We start from the raw sequence: 2,291 nt of genomic DNA, 5'->3' as shown, positions 1-2,291 counted from the left end.
AGCAGCCCTGGCGCACCGCCTGCCCCGCCGGGCACCCCCTCACCGGCCCGGCCGCCGGCTGGCTCGGCGCCACCCGCTGCCCGACCGGGGAGGCGACCACCTGCCGGACCGGCCCCGCCCGCGTCCCCGCCCTCGTCACCGCGCTCCTCTGCGCCCTGCTCGCCGCCGCGACCGGCCCCCGTCCGGAGCTGGCGGCCTGGCTGGCCGCGGCCCCCGTCGCGGTGGTGCTGGCCTCGGTCGACGCGGCCGTGCACCGGCTGCCCGACCCCCTCACCCTCCCGCTCGCCGCCGGGCTGCCGGCGCTGCTCGGGGCGGCCGCCCTGCTGCCCGGCCACGCCGGCTCCTGGACCGGCGCGCTGCTGGGCGCCGCCGCGCTCGGCGCGGGCTACGCGGTGCTGTTCCTGGTCAACCCGGCCGGGCTCGGCTTCGGGGACGTCAAGCTCGCGCCCGCACTGGGGGCGGCCCTGGGCTGGTACGGCTGGGACGTGCTGTTCGCCGGCGCGTTCGCGGGCTTCCTGCTCGGCGGGGCGTACGGGCTGGCGCTGGTCCTGCTGCGCCGGGCGGACCGCAGGAGCGCCATCCCGTTCGGCCCGTTCATGCTCGGCGGCGCCCTGCTCGGCGTCCTCCTCGGCGCACTGAGCGCGAACCCCTAGCATGCCGCCATATGCGGACAATCGAGGATGAAGCAAGCCAGATCGACCGTCCCGCTCCGGAACCCGTCACCGCGGCGCCCCCGCCGCACCACCCCACCGCCCGGCTGCTGCCCTGGGCCTGGGCCGCCGGACTGGCCGTGCTCTACGCCACCGTCGCCGTCCGCCGCCATCTGCTGCTCCGCACCACCGGCTACGACCTGGGCATCTTCGAGCAGGCCGTGCGCGCCTACGCCGAGCTGCGCGCTCCCGTCGTCCCGCTGCGCGGCCCCGGGTTCAACCTGCTGGGCGACCACTTCCACCCGCTGGTCGCCGCCCTCGCCCCGCTCTACCGCCTGTGGCCGTCCCCGCTGTGCCTGCTCACCGCCCAGTCGGCGCTGCTCGCGCTCGCCGTGGTCCCGCTCGCCCGCTGGGCCGCCCGTGCCCTCGGCCCCGCCGCCGCGCACACCGTCGCCGCCGGGTACGGGCTGAGCTGGGGCATCGCCTCGGCCGCCGCCTTCGACGTCCACGAGGTCGCCCTCGCCGTACCGCTGCTGGCCTTCGGCCTGGAGGCGCTGGGACGGCGGTGCTGGCGGGCGGCGGTGGCCTGGACGGCCCCGCTGCTGCTGGTCAAGGAGGACCTCGGGCTCACCCTCGCCGCCGTCGGCGCCTACATCGCCTGGCGCGGGCCGCGCCGGCTCGGGCTGCTCACCGCGGCCGCCGGCCTGCTCGGCTCGGCGGTCGAGATCGCCGTCCTGCTCCCGGCCTTCCACCCGGCCGGCGGCTACTCCCACGGCGGCAACCTGGACGGCGCCGCGTACGGCTCCCTGCTCTCCACCCTGGCGCACGCGCCGCTGGACGTGCTGCGCCCGGAGACCAAGGCGACCACCCTGGTGCTGGTCTTCGCACCGTCCGCGCTGCTGGCGCTGCGCTCCCCGCTGGGGCTGCTCGCCGCGCCGACCCTGGCCTGGCGGATGCTGTCGGGCAACGGCTTCCACTGGGGCACGGCCTTCCACTACAGCGCCGTGCTGATACCGGTGGTCTTCGCCGGGCTGATCGACGTCCTGTCCGGCTGGCGCCGCGACGCGGGCCCGCTCGCCGCCCGGCAGGTGCGGGCCTCGCTGGCCACGGTGCTCGCGGTCACCGCCGTCCTGCTGCCCTCGTTCCCGCTGGCCCAACTGGCCCAGCGGGCCACCTGGCGCGCCTCCCCGCACGCGGCGGCGGCCCGCTCGCTGCTCGCCCGGATCCCCGACGGGGCCACGGTCGCCGCCTCCAACCGGCTCGCCCCCCAGCTCACCGCCCGCTGCACGGTGGTGGTCTTCCCCACCTTCCCGGCCCGGGGAAGGCTGTACGAGTACCGGCCGGAGAAGCTGCCCCGGCCGACCGCCGAGTGGATCGCCTTCGACCGGCGCGCCCCGGAGTCCTGGCCGTACCCGGCCGGGCACTGGCCCTACCCGCTGGAACGGCAGGAGGCCGAGCTGGCCGCGGCCCGGGAGCGGTACGGCTACCGGGAGGTCGCCACCCGGGACGGCATCACCCTGCTGCGGGCGGCCACCCCCCGCTGACGCCCGAGCCCCGCTGGCATCCGCCCCCGCTGACGTCCGCCCCTGACACCCGTGCCCCGCTGACGCCGGCACCGGCCGTCAACCGGGCGCCGTGTTG

Annotated in this window: 2 protein-coding genes; both read left to right on the top strand. The window is 78.0% G+C overall.

The features are described 5' to 3' along the window. Positions 1-653, top strand: a 653-nt coding sequence (locus C6N75_RS26525) for a prepilin peptidase (RefSeq protein WP_105871413.1), incomplete at its 5' end; no start/stop codon positions are given. 11 nt (positions 654-664) lie between these two features. Further along, positions 665-2,194: a DUF2079 domain-containing protein gene (locus tag C6N75_RS26520; RefSeq protein WP_105871412.1), complete on the top strand. Its 1,530-nt coding sequence runs from the start codon at positions 665-667 to the stop codon at positions 2,192-2,194. Positions 2,195-2,291: the final 97 nt, after the last annotated feature.

The sequence above is a fragment of the Streptomyces solincola genome (assembly GCF_002982015.1).
GTDB lineage: Bacteria > Actinomycetota > Actinomycetes > Streptomycetales > Streptomycetaceae > Streptomyces > Streptomyces solincola.
Note: the sequence above shows the minus strand (reverse complement) of the source record. Positions and strands in the feature narration are given on the sequence as shown.

What these genes read in the sequence shown, in the direction of transcription:
- C6N75_RS26520 (WP_105871412.1), top strand. Translation starts at nt 665, where the DNA reads ATGCGGACAATCGAGGATGAAGCAAGCCAGATCGACCGTCCCGCTCCG.